The organism is Edaphobacter aggregans DSM 19364, assembly GCF_000745965.1.
In the GTDB taxonomy this organism is placed as follows: domain Bacteria; phylum Acidobacteriota; class Terriglobia; order Terriglobales; family Acidobacteriaceae; genus Edaphobacter; species Edaphobacter aggregans.
Map to the genome: position 1 here is coordinate 1 of NZ_JQKI01000023.1, position 18,715 is coordinate 18,715.

At 58.0% G+C, this 18,715-nt stretch carries 13 protein-coding genes; 5 read left to right on the forward strand and 8 right to left on the reverse strand.

Annotation, left to right across the window (positions count from 1 at the left end; translation table 11 throughout):
* Positions 1–535: 535 nt before the first annotated feature.
* The 7 genes from Q363_RS11645 to Q363_RS11675 form a co-directional block, all read right to left on the reverse strand.
* Entirely contained in the window at positions 536–1,735 is a 1,200-nt protein-coding gene (locus Q363_RS11645; protein ID WP_245632170.1) for an aminotransferase class V-fold PLP-dependent enzyme, read from the reverse strand.
* A gap of 26 nt (positions 1,736–1,761) precedes the next feature.
* Positions 1,762–2,622: a tryptophan 2,3-dioxygenase gene (gene kynA, locus Q363_RS11650; RefSeq protein WP_035350292.1), complete on the reverse strand. Its 861-nt coding sequence runs from the start codon at positions 2,620–2,622 to the stop codon at positions 1,762–1,764.
* Positions 2,623–3,487: 865 nt separating this feature from the next.
* Positions 3,488–4,312, reverse strand: coding sequence for a hypothetical protein (locus tag Q363_RS11660; RefSeq protein WP_035350296.1), 825 nt, complete (start codon positions 4,310–4,312; stop codon positions 3,488–3,490).
* An 889-nt stretch (positions 4,313–5,201) separates the two neighbouring features.
* Positions 5,202–5,621, reverse strand: a complete 420-nt coding sequence (locus Q363_RS43955; protein ID WP_035350298.1) for a hypothetical protein — start codon at positions 5,619–5,621, stop codon at positions 5,202–5,204.
* Positions 5,618–5,746: a hypothetical protein gene (locus tag Q363_RS45410; protein ID WP_281175985.1), complete on the reverse strand. Its 129-nt coding sequence runs from the start codon at positions 5,744–5,746 to the stop codon at positions 5,618–5,620. Before Q363_RS45410 ends, Q363_RS43955 begins: the two co-directional genes overlap by 4 nt.
* Before the next feature lie 11 nt (positions 5,747–5,757).
* Entirely contained in the window at positions 5,758–6,060 is a 303-nt protein-coding gene (locus Q363_RS43960) for a UPF0182 family protein (RefSeq protein WP_035350300.1), read from the reverse strand.
* Between the two features lie 378 nt (positions 6,061–6,438).
* Positions 6,439–6,750 (reverse strand): outer membrane beta-barrel protein, encoded by a 312-nt coding sequence (locus Q363_RS11675; RefSeq protein WP_035350302.1) that lies wholly within the window; start codon positions 6,748–6,750, stop codon positions 6,439–6,441.
* Between the two features lie 492 nt (positions 6,751–7,242).
* Between Q363_RS11675 and Q363_RS11680 the strand changes: the two genes are divergently transcribed.
* From Q363_RS11680 to Q363_RS11700, 5 genes are all read left to right on the forward strand, one after another.
* Positions 7,243–8,793: an FAD-binding oxidoreductase gene (locus Q363_RS11680; RefSeq protein WP_035350304.1), complete on the forward strand. Its 1,551-nt coding sequence runs from the start codon at positions 7,243–7,245 to the stop codon at positions 8,791–8,793.
* Between the two features lie 569 nt (positions 8,794–9,362).
* The gene (locus Q363_RS11685; protein ID WP_051978669.1) at positions 9,363–12,923 is read left to right on the forward strand and encodes a TonB-dependent receptor; all 3,561 of its coding nucleotides are present in this window, start codon (positions 9,363–9,365) and stop codon (positions 12,921–12,923) included.
* Between the two features lie 123 nt (positions 12,924–13,046).
* The gene (locus Q363_RS11690; RefSeq protein ID WP_035350305.1) at positions 13,047–13,562 is read left to right on the forward strand and encodes a chemotaxis protein CheX; all 516 of its coding nucleotides are present in this window, start codon (positions 13,047–13,049) and stop codon (positions 13,560–13,562) included.
* A 53-nt stretch (positions 13,563–13,615) separates the two neighbouring features.
* A complete protein-coding gene (gene gltX / locus Q363_RS11695) occupies positions 13,616–15,124 on the forward strand; it encodes a glutamate--tRNA ligase (RefSeq protein ID WP_051978684.1) in 1,509 nt (502 codons plus the stop codon).
* 71 nt (positions 15,125–15,195) lie between these two features.
* Positions 15,196–15,648 carry a GNAT family N-acetyltransferase gene (locus Q363_RS11700; RefSeq protein WP_245632171.1) on the forward strand — a complete coding sequence of 151 codons (453 nt, stop codon included), beginning with the start codon at positions 15,196–15,198 and terminating at the stop codon, positions 15,646–15,648.
* A 617-nt stretch (positions 15,649–16,265) separates the two neighbouring features.
* Here the strand turns inward: Q363_RS11700 and Q363_RS36005 are convergent.
* The gene (locus Q363_RS36005) at positions 16,266–18,494 is read right to left on the reverse strand and encodes an alginate lyase family protein (protein WP_157466760.1); all 2,229 of its coding nucleotides are present in this window, start codon (positions 18,492–18,494) and stop codon (positions 16,266–16,268) included.
* Positions 18,495–18,715 lie beyond the last annotated feature (221 nt).

The following is an 18,715-nucleotide window of genomic DNA, read 5'->3' on the forward strand; positions in this document are numbered from 1 at the left end:
GCTCGGGAGAGCGCGCTTTCGTCTGATCAGAATCCGTGGTTACGCAACAGTGCCTCTCGGCTGGTGGTTCCTGCTCTCCGCAGAACCGGACATCCATTTGCTGTCTGAGACTCCAAAGAGTCCGCACAGAAGATTGAGTTTGTGTTCTCTGCCAGTCCCGAAACAAACCGAAAGGGGCCTCGGAAGTTGCCTTCGTCGCCCAGCCCGTCATCTGCGGGACCTGGCAGCCTGCGCACCGAATGATCCTGATGTTTTGTATTCCCAGGCAGGTTTTTTACGCTGCCACGGTGCAACACCTCGTGCTCCTCACTGACTTACATTCAAACAAACCTCACCTTACCGATTAGGTCCTCGGTTCACCAGCTTGTTATCAGTCCGGTTACACCCTGTTGCGAGACTATCCGGGTCAAAGGGCAATTCTTAGGCTCTCGCGTTCGCCTCTTTGTGGAGGGCGATCTCTAGCTAGCGCCTTAGGTGCTTATATAAGTACCAGTTACAGCCATAACCCAATGCGGGGACGTACCCTTGACGCTAGTCAGGAATGCATTTGCTCCAGCGCTCTGTGTAAGGCAGAAGCCGCTGTTCGCAGCTCTTCCTCCCGTGTGAGGCAATCGGGACAAAGACGCAGCCACTCACCCCGAGCGTCAGTGATGACATTCCTCTCCGCAATTGTTTCTGCAAGCTTACTGGCATTCGTTTGGCGAACAGAGAGAAAGGCGCCGTGGTCGGCATCGCCTCCAATTGCCTCTATTCCAGCATCAGCAAGATAAAGCTTTAGCTGGCTAAGTTGTTTTTGTCCATACTCACGCAAACGCTCTACAGTTAGGGCCAGCGTAAACTGCTGCCCACTGCGTGCCTGATAGTAAGTAAGCACAGGAGGGGTCGATTCGAGAAAGGCGTCGCCACCTGCACGCAAGATGGGCGGATCGCAGCGCTCATAACCAAACGTATTTTCGCGCGCGAACCAACCTGTATCGAGTGGGCGCAGTCCGCTGGCAAGAATATCAGGCGACAAGTAGAGAAAACATGCACCGGGCCCACCGCGAAGATACTTATAACTGCCGCCGATAACGAAATCTGCGCGCATGGCAGCAACATCCACGGGAAGGACGCCGATAGCATGATAGGAATCGACCAACAGTCTTGCGCCAACACTGTGGCACGCCTCGGCGAGCTGTTCCAGATTATGCACGGCTTGTCCGTTCATGAACATAACCTGAGAAATCACGACGAGATCGATCTCCTGTCGTAAGTGCCGCATTATCCCCGGCACAGTAAATAGGCCCTCAGCATCGGCTTCAACCCAACGCATTTCTATGCGTCCAAGCGAAGCGTACTGCTTCAATAGCAGGTCGATGGAGTCAAATTCTCCACGCGTGCTCAAGACGCGCGGGGTTCCGGGCAGCGCATTCAACACAGCACGCAGGCTCTGTCCAGCAGAAGTCTTTGGCACGATGCAATCGACGCGCGGAGCATGGATGAGTTGGGCAATGCGAGCGCGAAAGCCTTCCTGTTCTTCAAGCCAGGCATCCCATGCATCGCCGAGCTTTGTTTCCCACAACGAAGTTGCTTCGCGCACGTCCTCTGCCATCGCGTCGAGTGGACGGCCTAAAGAGTGGTTGGCGAGGTAGACGCGATCACTGGCCAACACGCGGGAAAACAACGGTGCAATGTGCTGTTGCACAGATTCTTCCGTAAGCGAACCAGGGCCGAGTTGTGAAACCGCTTCGTCCATCGTACGGCTCGTTGCTGCTGCACGGATCATCGTTGTCTCAGACCTGTACGAACGGCAAAAAGCTCAGGGAAAAAAGTCAATTCCAGTGCCTGGCGTAGAAAACCAACGCCGGATGAGCCTCCAGTGCCAGGGCGGAAGCCAATGATGCGCTCGACGGTCTTCATATGGCGAAAGCGCCAGAGCTGGAAATACTCTTCCACATCGACCAGCTTTTCGCACATCTCATATGCGTCCCAGTGCTCACGTGGATGTTCGTAGATCTGCCGAAAAACTTCTGTTAGTTCATCGTTTTTCTGATGAGGCTCGGACCAATTGCGCTCGACGCACACGTTAGGAACAGCAAGGCCGCGGCGCTTGAGATGTCTTAGAAATTCGTCATATAGGCTGGGAGACTCAAGCGCCCACTGCAAAGCCTGATGGATCTCCGGATCGTGGGCAAAGACTTTAATCGCATCCCGATTTTTGTTCCCTAACAGAAACTCAAGCTTGCGGTACTGATACGACTGAAAGCCGGAGGCATGGCCAAGCACTCCGCGAAATTCCATGTATTCAGATGGAGTGAGCGTTTCCAGTACCGCCCATTGCTCAAAGAGTTGCACCTGGATGAGCTTGGCGCGCGACAGAATCTTGAAGCAAGGATCGAGTTGGTCCTGCTGCACATAACGGATCGCCGCCTCCAACTCGTGAATCAGTTGTTTGATCCAGAGTTCCGAGACTTGATGCTGGATGATGAACAGCATTTCATCATGGTGCGGTGGCTGGGAGAGCGGCCGCTGTTGCGAGAGTAGACCGTCGAGGCAGAGGTAGCCTGCATAGCTCATCCGATGCTTGAAATCGGTAACGATGCCAGCTTCCAGCGATCGCTGATTCTTTTCTGACGAAGACATCTCTCGCATTATAGAAGTCCGAGACGGCCTGAGTGATGATGACCAACAGAATCCACCGTCAACTTTATTCCAGAGCGATTCTGGATTCGGTGCATATCTACCTGGGCATATAACGGGGTTCGTGGCGAGCTGGGCTTGCTTGATCTTTGGTTTCTGAGTCGAGGGCGAGCGACGGGCTATCCGGAGAGCGCCGGGCTAAACCGGCATGTTGTAGGGGATGCAAGAGCCCTACAGGGTCGAAAATCTTCCACTGTCATGCTGGAGTCCCCACGAGTTCGACGCGGTAGCCAAGGCTGCGGAGTTCGCGGATCATTTTATTAGCGCGCCGTTGTCTTGACTTTGCGTTCACCGAGGGATGGTAAACGTCCTCTATAGAGCCGGTAGTAGCACGCCTTGTGGAAGTTAGGAGCCGGATCGCTGCTAAAGGAACTGAGGTTGCAGGCGATACCGTTCTGAACTATCGGTTTCGTCACGAATTTGCCATCGGCACCATAAGCGACTTGTCCCACTCCGTTGAACTGACACGTGCCGCCTTCGGCCTGAGCACAAGGCGCTTTGACGACCCCAGGACTGGGATCGAACCAAAGGTGGAGAGCGACCAGGCGAAGGCGAAGTTACGTGAGAGTGTTTTGAAGGTATAGCTTGGTGAGCCTTGATACATCGCTCTATAGGCTCGAACCGACCTCTGCGAATCCAGCCACAGAGTTTTCGCTGACGCCTCCGAGGCTACCGTTGGGTTCGTTCGCACAACGCCAAAGGCGCGGAGACAGATTCCGGCCTTTGGCTCATCAAGCGCCAACCTTTCCGTCAGGTTTCTGACTCAGCCCCAGGCAACGGGCAATCGCCCATGCCCAACCATTGCCGATTACTGCGTTCCCCCTCCCGCGGCAGAGACGCCAACTACCATCTGCGTGCCGCTGTCCAATTGGATATCTTGCTTCGCGCCGAGCAGGATGCTGGAAGCCTGAGCCATTCTAGGATCTTGTTGCCCCGGCACATTGTTCGCCAGCAGCACCCCGGGGATCGACGTTGTGCTGATGGCTATCTGGCCGGTTTTGGCTACGACGGTTCCTGCCGCAGGGCCACCACTTGCAGCAGCTGCCCCACCGTAGCCGCCTGTGCCTTGCGGCGCGCCACTCGCCTCGCCGCCGCTGCGAGTCCCACTCGCACTCGGGTTAGAGGAGCTGCCCGCCGGTGGCCCGCTCATGGCGGCGGGCCCGCTGGCCGACGCCGCACCTCCCGCCGGAGCGATCGACTGAATCTGCGAATGGACCGGCACGCTCTGTCCACCCTTCAGCTCGACGTGGTCAAACAGGAGCGCCACTTGAGAATTCTCGCCCGCCCCACCCGGTTGCGCGCCGATCACACGGCCTACCAGCTTCGACCCCTTAGGAATCTCGGTTCCGTCGGCAGTTTTTGCTGATGTCTTGGTCTGGACCACAACGCTGTCGCCGGTCTTGGCGGTCTTTGAGTCGAGCTTGCTCACAAGTTCGCCGTTGATTGGACTCATCTCTATGGCGGATGCTGTCGGGTTCGCGGTCGGAGTAGTCGCTGTCGCCGCCTCCGTGCCTGAAGCGTTCTGCTGAGTGGCGGGGCTGGCTGGTTGATTGGCCGCGGGTGACTGCTGCGCCATCAGCGGGAAGCTTGCTATGGCGATTAGGGTAGTCGCGAGCGCTATACCTGTTTTCATGAAAAATCCTCCGTCGGTTGGTTCCCACGCTTCCGCATCCGCACCGTGCCCGCGGCGCGATCACGAGGTTCGAGACATCTCGCAATCGTAGGGCCAAACAACGAGCTCTGCGTAGATTGCTCAAGAGGTTGGACTTAGAATCAACCGGCATTCAGCAGCGTACATGGGCGTAGTTACAAATCAGTCCTGGACCGAATTCTCACCCCGAATTCTCCCTAGATCGAGTAATTCCTTCCGGGTCGAAAATTCCTGTCTTTGGTTCCTATGCCCCGTTCTGAGATAAGGGACCAGATGCCGGCCAGCCCGTTTCATCCCGAACGGAGCGTTGGCGCTCGTATTCTGGATTCGGGATCTGAATCTCCGGGGGAAAACTATCAAGTGGACCTTTGGGGCACAGCTGAGCGCTTTTGCTCAACCAGAACAACAATCGCCGGCGGCGCTACGCTAGGAAATGACACATCTCCAACCGCGTTCGGCTTATGGAAAACGAGGGACGAAATGTAACAACCTCGCGATAAAGTATTACCATCCCAATCACAATCGCACACATCCTGGGGGTGGTAGTCATCTGCAGAAACCCTCCACCCATAAGAATGCAATCTGCTCGAAGCTCAAGAAAGCAGACACAACTAAAACCGAAGGAGACGGACGAAATGGCGACAGAACCACTACGGCCTGCTGCACGAAGACCTCTTCTTTGAATCGACCGGAGAGCGTTGAGCAACGAGGTCGTCACCCCTTCCTGGCCAGAATCACTTCAGTGAATAACCGGCTTGTCGAACAGATGACTAAGCAGAGCTTTGCTCCCGAATAAAGGGCTATTAGGAAACAATTCTCGTCACTACGAAGACTTCGAAAGATAGGAACGGAGCATCCGGCGGAGCTATCGTTAACGCGCGTTCAGTTTGTCGATTGTGCGTTTCAGCTCTTCAAGCTTCTGCCCAGCCTCGCCGAGCCTGCCTTCCGCTGTCAGGCGCTGGTAGTCGGCAAGGTCTTTGGCGGCTTCTGCGATGAGTGAGTTGGGATCTGCTGCGAGCTGGGGCGCGGCGGCGGCCGAAGCGGCTCGCGCCGGCTCCGTAGGGCTCACGGACGAGACTCCTCCGCCAAAAAGATCCGTCAGCACCGCCTCGAAGGTCGGTACGTACGCGAGCCGATCTTGAAGCGCGAGCACGACGACGCGCAACTCCGGCATCGGGCTTCGCACAGCCTGCAAGTAAATCGGCTCCGCATACAACAGCGCGCGTCCGCACGGAATCACTAAGAGCGCTCCGCGTCGCACGCGCGAGCCTTGCCGATTCCACAGCGTCAATTGTCCTGCAAGCTGCGCGTTCTGATCAATTTCGCGCCTCGATCTGCAGCGGCCTCGTAGGACGTGAGGCTGTTGGTCTGGCCTTGCGGGTAGTTGAATTCCTGCTGCCGCGTCTTGACGTACACGTCGGTGTTGGTCAGCTCGCCGAAGTATATCTCTGGGCGCGTGACGGTGGGCCGTGCACCGTGCTCTGGACGGGCATGTTGCTCAGCATCAGCCTCGGCAGCCCTTCGGTCGTGAACCCATTCACCGGGTTCATCGTAATACCGTAGCCATGGGTGTAGATCAGCTTCTCGTTGATCCAGTTTCGGCTGCTCGCCGGAAGCTTGTCGACGTTCAGTTCGCGCGTAGCGAGCATCACCTGGCCATCAATTTCGTAGCGATCAATGTCGATGTCCGGAAAGTCGTAGTAGGTGCGAATTGCCTGAATCTGACGCACGGTGTCCCGGAGTGCTTGCCAGTCCCACTTTGACTTCCGAGAAGTGAGATCCTGAGCTAATCTGCCGCCCCTTTGAGGCGGAACTCAGGATTACCTCCGGATCGCCGACTTCAGCAGGTCCGCTTTTGCGAAGCGGCAGGCATGATGCCGTATATTCGGTCATACGCACAGTCAACAATCAGGGCGATGGCAGTTTGTTCGGACGCGAGGCTTCCCCTATGAACCTCACACCGATACGTATGTCAGTTCATTGATCAAATCACGCGCATGACACATACCCGTGTTGATGCCTTGTGACACTCCACGGTCGCTCCGACGACCTGTCGCAGGGAAGCCGCGCGAGACTGCCTGGCGCTGAACCGCGGCATCGTGTGCTCCTCAGAACTGAAGCTTGAGTGCCAGTTGAATCGATCGCAGGCCGCCGATCTGGTACAGCGGATTGAAGCCGCCGTTGGGGCCGCCGGAGCCGAGTCTGCTCGCCAGCGTTTGTGTCAAGCGGCCGAACAGAGGGCTGGTCAGGTTGTTGTTGGAGAAACCGAAGTTGGGGTGGTTGAAGATATTGAAGAACTCAGAGCGGAAGTTGAGCCGCAGCTTTTCAGTTAGTTGAAATTGCCGCTGAATGGCAAAATCAACTTGGGTAGCTCCGAAGCCACGCAGTACATTGCGACCGAAAATCGCCCTGCTGGCCATCGGTGGAGTGGTGAAACGGCCTTGTCAAATTCAGCCAAACTCCACTGCCTTCCGCAATCGGTTGGGCAAACCGTTTCGGACGGGTGTTTTAGTCCCCATCACGGCCCTGATTATCGTCCAAAACTGCCGATCTGTTCCTATCCCATTCCAAATGTGCCACTTAGACCATTCCCGAAAGTTTCTATGGGTTTACAACCGTGCCCTTTATTTTCAATGAATTATTGAAGCTGCCGCGCAAAACCCTTCCCCCTATAGGCCGTGAATCAATAGGTCTTTTGACCTATAAAACTCCATGGCAACCGACCGATTGACATATTCATCGCAGTGTAATGAAATCGTCCCACCCAGAACAATTGAAGAAAAACGGAGACCGAACCATCGCAACCACTATCAGTTACACCTCTGTTGCACCGTCTCCGGAACACAAATCTTTTTTGGCCCCTACTTTCCCGCGGCACACCTCCCGCACCGTAGACCGAATCTAGGAGCAGCATGTCGATCACCGTTCTGCCGCAGGACCCACGCTTTCAAATCTTGAGGAAGGGCAACAACCTTCGCTGGCCTGCCTCCGAGGCCGATGCTCCCGGCCGCGTTGAGCTGTGCCTGAATCCCGACGATGTCGCCGAGTCCCTGCAGAAGGCCGTCCGCGCCGGCCTGCGCCCGACCATTCGCTCTGGCGGCCATTGTTACGAGGACTTCGTCAGCAACAACCCCGGCGGCGTGCTGTTCGATCTCAGCCAACTCACCAGCATGGAGGCCGCAGGCAGCGGGCACACCTACAAGATTGGCCCCGGAATGCGCCTCGGCGATGCCTACGCCCAGCTCTACAAGGACTATGGCGTCACCCTCCCTGGCGGCTCCTGTTACGCAGTCGCCGCCGGCGGCCACATATCCGGCGGAGGCTACGGCGTCCTCAGCCGCCTCCATGGCCTCACCGTCGACTGGCTCTCCGCCGTCGACATCCTCACCGTCGACGCTTCCGGCACAGTCATTCCGCGCCGCGTCGACAGCATGCACGAGCCCGACCTCTTCCGCGCCTGCCGCGGAGCCGGCGGCAACAACTTCGGCATCATCACCGCCTATTACTTCGACAAGATGCCCGTCGCTCCCCGCGAGGTCGTGAACGTCGGCATGTCCTTCCCCTGGGAGCAGATGACCCCCGAGCGCTTCGAGGCCATCCTCACCACCTACGGCCACTACATGGAGACTCGCGGCAAGGACCCCGACACCTGGGGCATGTTCACCTTCCTCGGCCTCTCGCACCGCTCCTCCGGCCGCATCGGCATCTCCGTACAGTTCTGCAATCCCGATGGAACCTGCGACGACCTCAAGGTCCTGAACGAATTCATCGATCTCTTTCAGCCATGCAAACCCGTCGCGGCCGAGCCACAGTCCATGGACTCGCGCCACAGCGACAAGGCCGGTTCCGCCCGCATCCTCACCAAACCCGATGGCACCCCGCTTCCCTGCTCCGGCCCGCACAACATGAACCGCCAGGCGTGGTACGACGCCACCGTGCACGGCGGCATCGGCGGCGCCGCTCGCGCCAAGTACAAGTCCTCCTACATGAAGCGAGGCTTCACCCGCGACGAAGCCCGCATCATCTACAAGCACCTCACCCGCGAGATCCCCGGCACCGAGATGAGTGGAATCCTCGCCGCCGACTCCTACGGCGGAGCCGTCAACAAGCCCGAACTAGCCAAAACGACCTCCATCCCCCAGCGAGCCTCCGTCCTCAAGCTCCAGTTCCAGAGCTACTGGCAGAATCCAAAGGACGACGCCGGCCGCCTCCAGTGGATGCGCGACTTCTACGCCGACCTCTACTCCGGCCCCGACGCCGATCCGAACCACAAGGGTACCCCCTGGTACAACGCACAGTACGAGGGCGCTTACATCAACTATCCCGACGCCGACATGCTCGCCTACCCCTTCTGGCCGCAGCTTTATTACGGCGAAGGCGAACTTTATCCCTTCCTTCAGAAGGTCAAACAGCGGTACGATCCCAACAACGTTTTTCATCACTCCATGTCGATCCGGCCTTGAGCCGAACTCGGCATTGCTTCGCAGGGCCCCGTTTCAAAGTTCCCGTTTCAAAGTTTCTGAGCAGCTGATTTTGCAGTGAACTTCCGTTTCACGGAGACACTCTTGATCGCACCTCTGAACTTACGGTTGTCCAGACAACTACACAGCATTCATCCCCTGCGCCGCGGGCGCCGCCGCTCGCCCCTGTTATTCGTCACACGCTTCGCCCCTTTCGTCCCAGGGCACCCGAATTGGTCCAATTTCGATGGACTTTCCCGGGCGCCGAGAGCGACAATTCATGTTCCTTTCATGACAAAATTCGGGCCCTCCCTAAGGTCCCGAACGCATGGAAGAAACCCCAAATCCCCATAAAGGAGGCACCCGAGTCAGATCAAATCGCCGCTGGCAGCAGCAACTGATACCTTGCGATATCTTGCCAACGCCGCTCGACAAAAACGTCGCGGTCGAAGACACAACACGAGGTTGGAGCAGAGCAAGCAACGACCACCGATGCTTTCTCTCCGCCACCCCAGCCGTAGAGCAAACACCCGCTTCGCCGCCTTCATAACTACTTCTAAGGGAGACTAACGATGCAATTCAGATCGATGTATCTAAAATTCATTGCCGTCTTCATCTTGCTGATTGGTAGCGCAGCAACATGGGCGCAGACCATCACCGGAGGCGTAAACGGCATCGTCACCGACCCCTCCGGCGCCGTCATTCCAAACGCCAGGGTCCAGGCGACCAATGTCGACACCGGAGTCGTCACCGAGACGACCACCAACGATGACGGCGTCTACAACCTCCGCTTCCTGCAGATCGGCAACTACAAGGTCACGGTCACCGCCACCGGCTTCGGAACCACGGTCTTCGGCCCCTTTGCTCTCGAGACGAACCAGAACGCCAAGATCGACGCAAAGCTTGCCCTTGAGAACCAGCAGCAGAAGGTTACCGTCGAAGCCCAGATCTCTCCGCTGATCAACACTGAGAGCCCCGTACTCTCCACCACGCTCGACACCCGCGCTATCGAGAACGTTCCGCTTGTCAGCCGCAATATCGTCGCTCTGACGATGTTCCTTCCCGGCGCCGTCAGCACCAACCCCAACGGCTTCGTCAACCAGGGCGCGGTCTCCGGACCGCTGAGTTCTTCGGGTCCAGTAACCAGCAACACTACCGTATCCGTCAACGGCAACCGCCAGCAGGCGAACCAGTACCTGCTCGACGGTATGAACATCAACCAGACCCTCGACGACATCCTAGGCTACAACCCAAGCGTCGACGCCATCGGACAGGTGCAGGTTATCTCAGCCAACGCCCCTGCTGAGTACGGCAACGTTCTCGGCGGCGACATTCTCTTTCAAACAAAGAGCGGCACCAACCAGTTCCATGGCAGCGCCTTCTACTTCCTCGGCAACTACAACCTGAACGCAAATAGCTGGGTCAACCAGCACACCACGCCTGCGACACCGAAGAACTCCTTCACGCGTAACCTCTTCGGCGGCACCTTCGGCGGCCCTATCCTCAAGGACAAACTATTCTTCTTCGTCGACTATCAGGGTGGCCGCTATCACCTTGCAGGTCCCACCCAGGCGACCGTCCTCACCACCAGGCAGCGCCAAGGTGATTTCTCTGAACTACTCGATCCAAACATCATGTGCACGGGTACCGAAACAACAGCAGCAGCGTGTACCGCAAAGTTGATTCAGCTCTACGACGCAACCGCACCCGGAGCGCCGGCCTATCCCAACAACAGGATTCCGGTTGGCAACAATCCCGCACTGAACTATCTGTTGCAGCATCCCGAACTGTATCCGCTGCCAAACCAGACTCCCAACCGCGGATCGCCGGCCCTTAACAACTATCGTGGACAGCAGAAGCTTCGCAACTACGGCGACCAGATGGATGCCAGAGTCGACTGGAAAGCTACCGAAAGAGATAACGTGTCTGGTCGCTTCAGCTGGGGCGATTTTGGCCAGACCACGATTAACCCCCTGCCAATCAGCTTTGCCAGCGCGCCTACTTTCCCGGTGCGGGGTGTCGCTATCAATGCGGTCCACACGTTTAACGCGTCCATGGTCAATGAATTCCGCGCAGGTTATACCCGCATCCAAAACAACGGCGCCGTACTCCTCGATCCCACCGGCGTCTTCGGACTCAACGGCAACAGTATCCTCGGCATCGGATCCAACGATCCCGCCAGCCAGGCGCAGGCCTTCGCAGGCTTCTCCGCCCTGGCGATGAGTAACTCCGCAAGCCCACAGGGCTTCACCGCCTCCAACGGAACCGAGTACACCACACTCGGTAACGCCAACCTGGGAACCAACTACACACTCAATACCTTCCTCTACGGCGATAACTTCACCTGGCTCAAGGACCGCCACACCTTTAAGTTCGGTGTTCAGTTTCTCCGCCAGCAGCAGAACAACTTCTACCCAGGCAACGACGGCTCCCTCGGCGGTTTCTACTTCCTCGGAGCCGGAACAGCGTCCCCGACCGTGGCAGGAGCGACTGGCTACACCGCTGCCGACTTTATGCTGAACCGAGCAGGCTTTGTCAGCAAAGGCGGCGTCGCCGGACCGGTCGGCATGCGTTCCTGGCGCAGTGCTTATTTTGCGCAGGATGATTGGAAGGTCACTCCCACACTCACCGTCAACCTCGGCGTGCGGTATGAATACGTTCAGCCGATCTATGAAGTCAACAACAAGATGTCCACGATCGACCCCAACAATCCTTCGGTCATCCTGCTTGCCGGAAGCCCGCAAGCTGAGGCCGCCGGATACAGCCGTGCCCTCGTCGATGCTTACTATGGAAGCGTCATGCCGCGTATCGGTTTCGCGTTTTCCCCGACCACTCGGTGGGTCATTCGCGGCGGATACGGCCTGCAGAACTACATGGAAGGAACCGGTGCGAATCTCCGCATGACCACCAATCTTCCCTTCCAGTCCAGTTACCAGGCTAGCGGTAACCAGGCGTCGGCAACCTCACCCGGCTCCTTCTTCATCGTCCAAAACGGCTTTAGCAATCCTGCTGCAGGCCCCGCAGCCTCAGGAGCCGTCTACAACGTGTGGAACAAGAAGATCAAACCGGCATTTATCAACATGTACAACCTGACCCTGGAATATCAGTTGAGCAGCAGTGCTTCTGTGCAGGTCGGCTATCTCGGAGAATCCGGTCAACATCTCATCACTGCGAATCGAAGGAACCAGTTGCGCAATCCCTGCGTTGTCAATGGAGCGTTCGTGGATCCAGCAACTCCAACTCCATCTGCGGCATGCCTTGCGCAGGCCCCGGCACCGTTCTACGCAACTCCGGGCGTCGGCTACAACGGCAACATTCGTTACACCGATTCCAACGCCATGATGAACTACAACGCCTTACAGGCATCGGTTCGCCAGCGTCTGTCGCGTGGCCTGCAGTACATGGTCAACTACACCTACGGCCGCGCCATGACGAACAGCATCGGATTCTACGGTGCTCCCAGCATCAACAATCCCAGCCCATACGCGGAGAACGTCTACAACATGCACAACGAGTACGGACCGGCAGGTCAGGATGTCCGTCACGCTGTCAACTGGAACATCGTCTATGATCTTCCCTTCGGTCGGAACCGCCAGTTCGCTGCCAACATGCCCATCATCCTCGACCAGATCGTCGGTGGATGGAAGATTGGCATGACTGGTGTCGCCTATTCCGGCTTCCCCGTCAACATGAACACTTCCAGCAATAACTCCTTCGTCAACAGCGGATCGCAACGCGCCAATCACTACCGTAAGCTCAGGATTGTGGACCGATCTATCGATAACTGGTTCGGCACCGATCCATCGGCCATACCGTGCACCACACCAGGCGTCGATAACGGAGTCTGTGCTTACGGTCAACCCGCCAACGGAACCTTCGGTACGGCTCCCCCTTTGTCCGAGCGCGCACCGAGCTTCCAGACCTACGGTGCATCGGTCACGAAGGACTTCACCATCTGGCATGAGCAGCAGATCAACTTCCGAGCTGACGCTGACAATGTCTTCAACAGCGCTTACCTCGGCAACCCCGTTAGCAACATCCAATCTTCTCAGTTCGGCAACATCAGCAACCAGGCCACGCCCGTTCGCTCAGGACCGAGAAACCTGCAGCTCTCCGTGAAGTACCACTTCTAACCCAACCCTAAACCAAAGGCCCGGACTCCGAAAGAGTCCGGGCCTTTTTCTTTGCCCCGCCCTCATCCCCTTCCCTACCCCGCCGATAAAGCACCCATACGCCAAGGAGGCCGACCGTACTCCATGCTCCAATCCACTATCCAACCCACACACGCGCCGGCATCCAGCCCCCTCTTCAACGCCATCAACGACACTACTCTCCTCGACCGGTCCGTCGAAGAGGTCTTCGCCCTCATGCTCGGCTCCCCCGTCACCGTCTCCGACACCGGAATCGCTCCCACCAACATCCCCATCACCCTCACCGCCGTCATCGGACTCGCCGGAGCGGTCAGCGGAGCCTACTCCGTCGTCGTCAACGAGGCCGCCGCCAAGCAGATCGCCGCCGCCATGCTCGGCATCGAGGTCGAATCCCTCGACGACACCGTCTACGACGCCCTCGGCGAGATTACCAACATCCTCGCCGGAGCCTGGAAGTCCAAGATCGACTCCCTCCACGCCGCCTGCCTGCTCTCCGTCCCTACCGTCGTCACCGGAACCCACTACGATATCCACAAAAAGTCTTCATCCTTCCGCCTCTCCCGTTCCTACCGCTTCAACGACTCCAGCTTCACCATCAGCATCTACGGCGAGCAGCCGTAACGCTCATGAAGGGCCTGGCCCAACTCTGCTAGCATCGAAGTTTGGCCACCATCATGACGAGCACCAACACTGAAAACACTGAAGCCCCCATCCGCGTCCGCATAGCCCCCTCTCCCACCGGCGACCCCCACGTCGGCACCGCCTACATGGGCCTCCTCAACTTGATCTACGCCCGCCAGCGCAACGGCAAATTCGTCCTCCGCATCGAGGACACCGACCGCACCCGCTTCGTCCCCACCTCCGAGCAGATGATCTTCGATTCCCTCCACTGGCTCGGCCTCACCTGGGACGAAGGCCCCGACGTCGGAGGCCCCTTCGGCCCCTACCGCCAGTCCGAGCGCACCGAAATCTACCGCCAGCACGCCGACATCCTCCTCGCCAACGGCACCGCCTACCGCTGCTTCTGCACCCCCGACGAGCTCGAAGCCGTCCGCAAGCAGCAGCTCGCCGCCAAGCTCCCCCCGCGCTACCCCGGAATCTGCCGCCGCCTGACACCCGATCAGATCGCCACTAACGAAGCCGCAGGCAAGCCCTACACCATTCGCCTCGCCGTCCCCCCGCACGGCAGCGACCTCACCTCCTCCACCACCTTCCGTGACGAACTCCGCGGCTCCATCACCTTCGAGCACGGCAACGTCGACGACCAGGTCCTCATCAAGTCCGATGGCTTCCCCACCTACCACCTCGCCAACGTCGTCGACGACCACCTCATGCAGATCACCGACGTCATCCGCGCCGAGGAGTGGATCTCCTCCACCCCCAAGCACGTCCTGCTCTACAAGGCCTTCGGCTGGCAAATCCCGCGCTTCTGGCACATGCCTCTGCTGCGTAACATCGACAAATCCAAAATCTCGAAGCGCAAAAACCCCGTCTCCCTCATCTATTACCGCGACTCCGGCTACCTCCCCGAGGCCATCATCAACTTCCTCGGCCTCATGGGCGGAGGCATGCCCGCCGACTTCGCCGGCCCCGACGGCGTCATCGAAAAATTTACCCTCGACGAGATGGTCGCCAACTTCGTCTTCACCGACATTCGTGTCGGAGGCCCCGTCTTCGACCTCGCCAAGCTCAAGTGGCTCAACGGCGAGTACCTCCGCAAGCTCGCCCCCGAAGACTTCTTCCTCGCCGTCCGCAACCGCGTCTTCGGCGACGACTACCTCCGCAACATCGCCGCCCTCATGCAGACCCGCATCGAGACCCTCACCCAGTTCGGCGACCTCACCAGCTTCTTCTTCTCTGACAACGTCCTCCCACCCGCCGACGTCTGGCTCCCCAAGAAACGCACCCCCGAAGAGACCCTCGCCTTCGCCCAGGAGCAGCTCGCCGTCCTCGAAGCCGCCGACTGGACCCACGAAAACCTCGAGCCCGCCCTGAAAAAACTCGGCGAAGAGAAGCAGTGGTCCGTCAAAGAAAACTTCATGCTCCTCCGCGCCATCATCACCGGCAGCGCCACCTCGCCGCCGCTTCTCGAAAGCATGATCGTCTTCGGCAAAGCCCGCTCCCTCGACCGCATGCGCCGCTTCCTCGAAGCGCAAAAGAAGCAAGCCAACTCCAAGAAGTAAAACGAGTGCTTGGTCAATTCTGGATAGCCCGTTAGCCGGAAGTTACGTTTAGGATGCTACACTCCTGCGCTGTGAGTAGCTTCGTCATTCGTTGCGCGGCCATCTCTGAGCAAAAAGAGCTTGAGGCCCTGCAATGGCGTGCGTCACTTACCAATGCTGGCGATCGTGACGCTTTGCTCGCCCACCCCGATGCGATTGAATTGTCGATCGATCAGATAGCGGCGGGTACGGTGTTCGTCTCGGAAAGAAACGGCTCGATCGTTGGATTTGCTGCGTTGCTACCAGGGGCGGACGGAGACGTCGAACTAGACGCCTTGTTCGTTGACCCCGAAGTCCGGCGTTGTGGTGTCGGAAGATCGCTTGTCGACCACTGTGTTCAAATCGCCCGCATGCAGGGATTTTCTGCGCTTTGTGTTATCGGTAATCCCCACGCCCACGACTTTTACAGCGCATGTGGTTTCAATATCGTCGGAACGACCGAAACTCGTTTCGGCCCCGGACTGCTGATGCGAAAGATGGTATGACTGTTAGTCACTCGAATCCTGATGATAATTCCACTTCGACGCCGATCGCCCTTTCCAGTGGCGAGAGCCAGGGATTGCAGTTGCGCCAGCCTGTTACTGGCTAACAGCAAATAGCTCCGCGGACCGTGCCTGCGTCTTCGCAATCGCCGACTTCAGGATTAATCCCGCCCGAGCCGGGATGCAGACGCACATGGACTTACTCGTGGCCCCAGCGTGCCGGGGCTGAGAACCGATGGCTACGATTACGATCAAGGCGACTGCCAAGATAGCGAAGCGGCTCATAGGATGACCCTCTGATCGACAATACGAAGGCTGCGTCATGGGAGTTCCCTAAAACTTCAGTCAAAAAAAAGCATGCAGTGGCCAAACTCCCACTCCGCCATCGAAATCGCCTTTCCCAGCATCTCTAGGTCTGCGCAATGTGTTCATTGACACTACCCTAACCCGGCATAACATTGAGCGCATTTCCAAGCAAAGGATCACGACAAAAGAATAGAGATGTTTGAAGAACCCCCTATGCGAAGATTTCCCACGCGCTCCTGCCGCCCGCACTCCCTCCACTGCAAGGACGACGGCCGGATACCCATCCGGCCGTCGTTCTCTTTTCTGTTTAACAATCAGTTGCCTACGCTCAGCATGCAAACGTTGTTCGAACCAACCTGCGCATACGACGAAAGATCGTTCAACGTACTCGCAGTCGTCCGGAACGCATAGTTCGATCCCACCAGAACCTGCGACCCGCCCGACGGCGTCACATACACCGAATAATTCTGAGCCGGCACGTTCACCACAAACTCAAACCCATACGTCGTCCCCCCTGTATAAGGAATCGTCGATTGAGCACTATACCCCGTGCCGTTATACGCGTCGATATCCCCCGACGGATTGAACCTCACAATCGCCGACAAGCCCGTGTAAGCGCTCTGCGGCCCATTGCTCAATCCCATCACCGTGTTGATCGCGTTCGCTGAAGGAACCGCCGTGAACGTCGCCGTAAACGTCCCCGTCTGCGCCGCGAACGACGTATTGTTCCACGACGCCGTCACGTTCTGGCACACCGGAGTCGTCGCCGCCGCCGTAAAGCCGCATACCGTGTTCGCCCCAACCTGCGCGTACACCGTAAAGTTATTCAGCGTGCCAGCCGCCGTGCGGAAGCCATAGTTCAGTCCCACCAGCGTCTTCGTCCCGCCCTGCGGAGTCACATACACCGTGTACGTCTGCGCCGCCACATTCACGTCGAACTCAAACGTGTACGTCGTCCCTCCCGAGTAAGGAATCGTCGACGCCGCAGCGTACCCCGTGCCGTTATACGCATCGATATCCCCCGAGGGATTGAACCGCACAATCGCCGCCAGCCCCGTATAAGCGCTCTGCGGTCCACTGCTCAGCCCCATCACCGTGTTGATGCCATTGCTCGAAGGCGTCGCCGTAAACGTAGCCGTGAAGGTTCCCGTCTGCCCCGTAAACGACGAGTTCGTCCACGTCGCGCCCACCGTCTGGCATCCCGGAGCAGCCGGAATCGCCGTATGCGTCAGCGCCTCGAACAGCGTCATGTGATTGCCCTGGTCCGACGTCAGGCTCTGTGGCAGCAGGCCGTTCTGAATCCAGCGATAAACATTGCCCGTCCCATGCTGCCCGCTCGTCCCCGACCCATCCGCCATGTTCGGATCACCCAGCCGGTTGTGGTAGTGGTTGTACCCAATCACATACGTCGTCCCCGGTCCCACGCTGATCTTCCCAATGTTCGTCGCGCCCGAACTCGTGCAGAACCCTGAAGGCGCCGTAATCGTCGTGTCCGGCCCTCCCGTCCGTGCGCTCTCAAACCCCGCCATCAGGTTCATCGAACCCACAATTCGCTCCTGCGCATGGCTCCCCGCATCCGTGTACAGGGACCCGCCCTGAATCCAGTCCGTCTCCGCCGTCATGATTGTCGAAGCGATGCTGTCCTCCATATGCCTCAGATCCCGGCACGTCTCCTGCCCCACATTGTTCGTGCTCGAGTTGAACACCGACTGCCCAAACCAGCTCGGATTTCCCCTCGGCGAAGGAGCATGCGTCCCTCCATCAACACTGTTCAGATAGAACAGGTCCGGCACTCGCCCTAGCCAAAGCGTCCGCGCCTGCGACAGCATCGCCGCATTCTCCGTGAACACCGCAATCTGCATCACGCCGTCGATCATCGACATGTCCCAGTTGCCGTTCACGCCCGAACCGTTCTGAATCACCGGCAGGTAGATGTTGTTCAGCATGTTCTTGAACGCCGTAATATCCGACGAAGCCCAACCCGAGCCCGCACCGCCACTCGTCTTGCCATAGCGAATAATCTCCGCCGCCCGCGGCCACTTCTCCGCATCCCAGCCCGATTGCAGTGGTCCATTCGAGCAGTCCGTTCCACTCGGGCACGAGAGCCCGTTCGTCCCCGCATACCCTCTGAAATTCCGCGCATACGTGTTCATGATGTTGATCGCCTTATTCGCATACGTCTGATTGCCCGTCACGTACCACAGCAGCGCCTGCACGTACGCTGCGTTCGAATCGTTGTCCGCCATCAGGCATCCGTTGTTCGGCGTCGAGTTCGATCCGCACTGATTGATCCCGCCCGGCCATGGCCCCTGCACCGTGTAACTCAACACGCCGTAGTTGCTCGCCATCGCCTTCTGCACCTGGTCCACAACCACCGGATCCCCTGCCTGATACGCCGCCCTCGTCGCATCCAGCTGCGCCTGGCTAACAACAATTCCTGGATGCTTCCAAGTCTGTGCCTGTACCGACAAAGCTGAAAAAAGCGTCCCACTCAGGACGCCCAAACAAACAACCACACGTGTTACTGTTCGCAAAATATTCACGGGGAGGTCTCCTTGATGACCAATTGGTTTGAGCTACGGTCAATTTGACCGGCGACCATAGAAGCATTGCGTTCAAAATCCTGTCAACGAAAATCAACCACCCGCATCAATAAAGACAAACGATTGTCCCGCATGCAAGAGGACAACCACTTGCCCGCTTCGTCAGCTCGCATGCAACCACCGCGCGCCCACCTTATCCGCACTCGTTGCAGACTTATTAC